A 5,595-nucleotide genomic window follows, 5' to 3' on the forward strand; every position below is an offset into this window, starting at 1 on the left:
TTTTTTTATCTGTCTTAACGCATTGACGCCCCATAACCCATTCAAGAGCAGGCTTGCCATTTACGATATACTCATAAGCTTCAAGAGGGATATCTGTTATGATGATGTTGCTGTTATAAATAACAGTCGATTTATCCTTTTCCTTGCTATTTCCAAAGAATTTCATTTCTTTAACATAATAAAACTTTTCTGGATTAGAAATATCAGTCTGTTTAGGATTGCCTTTTTTAAATGAGACTGGATAGGGTTCCACATCTTCATAATTTACATGCAAATGACCCAGTTCACGCCCCGCTGTTACAAATTTCCAAAAATCTTCAGCAGTTTTTACACAAGGAATACGAGGCAATTCTTTAGAAAGGTTATCAGCATAACGGGCACGATAATCTTCTGAATGCAAAATTCCATAAATATAATAAAAGATATCTTTTTTTGTTATAGTCTCATTCGGATAAGCAGCTTTAAAATGGGCTAATCCGGCATCTGTAATGCCATCACGAACTTTCTTTTTTGCTTCTGTAATGAATAAGTTATGATCATGATGTTTTTCTTCTTCACAATAGAGCATAAACGGATAGCATTTTGTTGTATCTAATGTGTGATAATTGATAGGTTTATTTGTCATAAGACAGGAAAAATGAGATAAACTTCCTTTACTTGAAATACAGATTCCAAGATTGTGCGGAATATCTGAATTAAAAAATTGATGTGTTTGACCCAGACGTTCATTCAGGAATGGTGATGTATAATGCCACATTGTCATGAACGGGCGATAAAGAACGAGAGCTTTTAGATGTGGTTCAAATGTTGCATCTATCCCTCGTTTTAATCTGGAGATAAGAGTATCCGCCCAACTGATTTTACTAGTATCATAATTAATAATCTTTTTTACAGGTATAGACGGATTTTCAGCGACGAGACGCTTTTGTTCATTAAAAAACTTAATTGTTTTTTGGACGGATTCATTTAATGCGTCATTCGAAAAATTATGAACCCAAGCATCTCTCTTTGATTGCACGCCAATAGATATTTCTTCAAAAATTTTAGAATCTATAGGGGTACTTCTATCTCCCATAGGCATGAACTGATCAAAGTCTACTTTTCTTTGTTTTATCCAATCATGTTTTTCATTAGGTGTGATTTCAATAAACTGTTTGGATTGTATTATTCCTTTTATGCTTTTTAATTTATGCAATCGTTTTAATTTTTCCTTTGTAGAAAGATCATCTCCAATATCATAATAGTAAATTTTACAGGGCTGTTCATTATCAGGATTACGTACAAAAATAGTTATGACTATTCCACTTTGACTTCCAGAACCAAAAACATTTTCTCCTTCTTTTGATTGTTCTTTTGATTTTATATTTTTTCGGATATCACCACGAAGATTAATGATGTAAATAGAAGAATATTCATTCTGTAAGCACTTTCGCATACCATCAGCAAATATTTTATCTATCCATCCATTACCAGAAACATAAGCGACAATACCTCCTTGGGAACTCAAGCGATTACTTGCCCACCTAATCGCTTGAATATAGCTATTATAAAGCTCTTTACGATTTACTTTCTCTGTTGATTGTGACGCATATGTATTTCGGATATTATTATTAAGCGTATCATAACGTACATTTGGATTATTATCATTGGCACTTTTTTGACCTGTTGAATAAGGAGGGTTGCCAACAATAACTTGGATATCTGCTTCCTGCTGTTTTTTACACCGTTCCGAATTTTCAAACATATAGCGTGTGAAGAAATCTTTCTCCTCCAGCATCAGAAATGTATCAGTTAAACAAATTCCTTCAAAAGGGATATAATCTCCTTTCATAAGACTATGATAGGTCGATTCAATGTTAATGGCTGCTATGTAATAAGCCAGTAAAACAATTTCGTTGGCTTTGATTTCATTTCGGAACTTATATTCCATATCCTCTGATTTGATCAGTCCAGATTGTAAAAGCCGTGTGATAAAGGTCCCAGTTCCAGTAAAAGGGTCGAGGATAGAGACGCCTCGAGAACTCAAACTTTGTCCAAACTCTTGCTCTAAAACATCATTGACGGAATGTAAGATAAAATCGACTATTTCAATAGGCGTATAAACAATCCCAAGTTTATCTGTTGTCTTTTTGAATGCTTTGGTAAAAAAATCTTCGTAAAGTTGAGTAATAAGGTTTTGTTTTGCGCGCGTTTCAATAATGCCCTCTGTATCCTCCTTTACACTTTGATAAAATTTTTCAAGATCTTTAGCTTCGTCTTTGATATTCATCTTATCAAGTTCAGCTAAGATCTTTTCCATAGCCTGTGAGATAGCATTCTTACTCACAAACTCATTTCCATCAAACAAAGATTCAAAAATAGGACGCGTCACAAGGTGTTGCGCCAACATCTCAAGTGCATCTTCTTGCTCGATACTGTCATTTAAACCGTTCTTTAATTCTTTGTGAAAAACATGAAAAGCGCGATAAGCTTCACTCTTTTTATCAGCAAGTATGCTTTTAAGACGGATAATATGATTTTGTGCAATCGCTGCGACATTGCCAGCCCATTTTTCCCACTGATTAGGCTCTCCACATTTTTTGACAATGATTGGCTTAATAGCACGCGATAATTCATCAATATAAAAATCGAACTCTTCTTGTACTTCATATCTATGAGGCCTTTCACTTGCTACTGAACCAATATGAAGACCAGCACTTTCAGACTTTGCGTGGAAAGAGAGTTCGTCAACAACTGCGGTCATTGCTTGCAAAGCGGGGTCAAAAGTTACCCCTACAATCTCAAATAGATGACGAACATCTTGATCTAGCTCTAAGGCTTTCATTTTGTTTTTAAAGTGGTTATCATGAGCACGCAACGCATTGAGAACTTGCCAGATGACGTCATACTTTGTATTGTTTTCTAAAGCCTGTTGTGGTGGAATATTAAAGGGAATACCAACGGGTAAAATAATATAGCCTGTTGTTTTACCTTCTGCGCGACGCATTACACGCCCCACAGCCTGTATCACATCTACATGACTTTTTCGGGGGTGTAAAAACATTACCGCATCAAGAGCAGGAACATCTACCCCCTCAGAAAGACAACGCACATTGGTGAGCACACGGCAGTTATTCTCATCTGTATCTTCTTTAAGCCAATCAAGCAATTTATTACGGTCTTTACCATTAAAAGTCCCATCAATGTGCTTAACATCAAAGATAAGAGATGTCTTACTTTCGGGAACAAATTTATGATATTCATCAATAGCATCATTAAAAATCTCACTAACTCGTTCAGATGTCTTGATATCCTTACAGAAAGCCAGAGAACGACGCATAGGTTTTATGCCATCGTCTTCCTTCTTTTCTATTTGAGAAAGTGCTTTGTAGCAGCCAATCATTTTGGTTGTATCATCAAGAATAAGTTCGGAATTTTTATCTTTGAGACGCTTCTGAATTGTTGCGTTGATAATTGCTTCATCAACAGCTAAAACAATAACTTTATAAGGGGTTAACAGTTTATCTTGTAGAGCTTTTGAAAAAGTATAAGTGTAAAGATTTTTTCCATAGAGCTCTTTATCATCCATAGAAGCTAGCACGGCATCGGATACGTCAGTTTTCTTCTTCAACTTATCGGTAAAGATCTTCGGGGTTGCTGTCATGTAGAGACGTTTTTTACCCCGAATAATGCTGTTATCATGAACCTTGATGAATTCAGATTCATGCTTGTCTGTTCCCAATACAACACCTGTTGTTCTATGGGCTTCATCACAAATGATCAAATCAAATTCGGGTAATCCATGGTCTTTTTGTGCATCGGAAATCACTTGAATGGAATGATAGGTTGAAAAGATCACTGTCATTGCCTCTGTGAAGCTTTCACAAGCTTCTTTGGCAAGTGCTTTGGCATCCGTTGTAGCAGGGAGCACAAGATCTGATGTTTCCATGCCAACAATATCATCTTGGTTTTTACGACGCTTGCCTACTTTTGTATCAGAACACACCGCAAAGGAACGCAAGGGGACTTGTGCATCAGCTGTCCATTCGCGTATCGTTTGCGAAACTAAAGCAAGAGAGGGGACAAGAAACAACACACGCTTGCCTTTTCCTGCTATGGTCTCTGCTATCTTAAGACTGGTGAATGTTTTACCCGTTCCACATGCCATAATCAGTTTGCCACGGTCTGCTTCTTTTAAGCCTTCACAAACTTTCTTGATGGCTTCCTCTTGATGGGGACGAGGCTCTTTTGTTGATTTCAAAACAACTTCTTGTTTTGTTGCAAATATTTGCCAGTCTATACGACTGTTTTCCATATAACGAAGGTCAATACGATAAACGGGTATCGCTTGTCCTTTAATCATGGCATTCACATTGTCAGTTAATTCACTTTCCGTGCTATCAACGAGAAGACGATATTTAAAGATGTCTTTTCCAGAGGCTGCGATAAAGCTATCGATATCCTTTTTACTGATCTGATGATCCGCTTTATAAAATTTACATTGAATAGCAACGTAACCCTCTTGATTACGAAGCTTAGCGACTAGATCAATGCCGATATCATTTTTATTCCAATCTTTACGCTCTTTAGCCCATTCAAAATAGCTTTCAACCTTTTCATACCGTCCATAATGGAGAGGGTCATGCATAAGATATTTGCTAACAAAATCTTCAAAAATTTTCCCCTGTTGAGCTTTTGAAATTGTCTGTTCACGATAGGATTCTAAGAGAGAGCGTAAAGTGATTTTTTTATTATCAGACTTAAGAGATTGCAGCATATTAAGATAAACTCCATTATGGCACGGTATGATCAAAGATCATAAAGAAACGGAATGAAGTCTATTAAATTGATTCAAAAGAAATATCGATAACAAAATGAGACAAAAACACACAAAAACTCATAAATTGCTTAAAATTAAATTTTATAAATCATGCTTATCAACAACAGAATAGTGGAATTTGCTATTCGTTTCACACATCATTCAAGATAAATGCACTATGTGTTTAAAAACATCAGAATGATCATTTTGATATGTTTTGTCTGTTTTAAAAACTCCCAAAACACCTACAAAACTCCCCATAATATATTCTATCAGTTGAATTTATAAGTTGCATTGTCGATATGGGTTGTTTTTTGGAAAAATCATAAATCTTAACACATTGAAATATAATAACTTTTATTCTTGATTAAAAAATAAAATAATAATGGGTAAAAGTCCCCCCCTAAACCTCTAAAACTAATAGTTCAAAGCTTTAAAAATCTCACAATTGTCTCAGTGTGATGTCTTATGAATTTTCACTAAGGGGTGCCATTCATAACGTATGGTAGGTCGACCGCCTTGAGAGCTATTGTCTCCAGAGATTTCACGAATATAGTTACAACGACATAAAAGCTCTAAAGCTTGCTTAACGGTTTCATTATCTTTTAAACTTTTCCAATCGCGCTTATAAATATCACGTACAGTAAAGCCATCTTGTAAACAATCACAGCGTTCGACAATCAATTTTGCACGCTCTGCTGCTAATTTATCTACCGCCCCATAGAGGCGTTTTACATGACTTAAAAGATATTTTTCCCAACGCAATGCCATAGAAAGAGAGGATAAACTAACTTCAA

1 protein-coding gene and 1 pseudogene are annotated in these 5,595 nt (G+C 35.7%); both read right to left on the bottom strand.

The window, feature by feature from the left end; translation table 11 throughout:
- Positions 1-4,756 (bottom strand): DEAD/DEAH box helicase (locus ABD917_RS08390; RefSeq protein WP_345119620.1); only part of this gene is annotated, 4,756 nt, incomplete at its 3' end.
- Positions 4,757-5,251: 495 nt separating this feature from the next.
- A pseudogene (locus ABD917_RS08395) lies at positions 5,252-5,595 on the bottom strand (YfjI family protein); the annotation flags it as partial.

This window comes from Bartonella pachyuromydis, from assembly GCF_039543065.1.
Lineage (GTDB): Bacteria > Pseudomonadota > Alphaproteobacteria > Rhizobiales > Rhizobiaceae > Bartonella > Bartonella pachyuromydis.